At 37.8% G+C, this 685-nt stretch carries 1 protein-coding gene; it reads left to right on the forward strand.

Annotated elements, in window-relative coordinates; all coding sequences use genetic code 11:
• The coding region (locus tag ACT3QP_RS14985; RefSeq protein WP_444526053.1) for a hypothetical protein at window positions 1-685 on the forward strand (685 nt) is incomplete at both ends.

Raw genomic sequence — 685 nt, forward strand, 5'->3', positions numbered from 1 at the left:
TTAGCGAGCTTCATAATCCTATTGACCGTCCTTATAGCAAAGAGATCGATCAGAAGTTGTTTGAGGAAGTAGAAGACGTTGAACATCTTAATCAAGAAATTCATGATGTTAATCCTGATTACTTAACATTCCTACCAGCGTACTTTTGGGTATTTTATTTTGCGATTGGCTGGGTTTATTTTTCTGTTTTTATGTTTTGTGTTATGAGTCTGATAGTAGTAGGAGATAAAGATTTATTGAATTCCGATTTTATGGTTTGGTTTTTAATAGTTGGGGTTTTCATGTTTATACCAGCATGTACACCTTTAATTCTACTTCTCTATCAATTCATCAGAAAGTACTTCATTCGCACCCAATACTACTTTTTAAAAAAAGAACAGAAAATAGCTTATTACTACCGTCCACTCATGAAGTTTAGGCAGCCCTATGAGCTGAAAATAGTAGACTACAAAGACGTCCATCCAGACCTTCATCAAGATCCGTACAATCGAGCCTACACACCGCTTAATCTATATGTTGCAGATCCTAATACAGGTGACATCACCCATCATCTCAAGCTAGAAGATTATAGAGTCAACCCACGCGTACAATGGGCATTTATCCGCACTTATATGGAAAGCACTGCAGATGAGTTGCCAGTAGACGCTCAGTTCTGTGAGGCTTATCCAGCTGACACAAGCAAATC

The sequence above is a fragment of the Psychrobacter sp. AOP7-B1-24 genome, from assembly GCF_052376215.1.
Taxonomy (GTDB): domain Bacteria; phylum Pseudomonadota; class Gammaproteobacteria; order Pseudomonadales; family Moraxellaceae; genus Psychrobacter.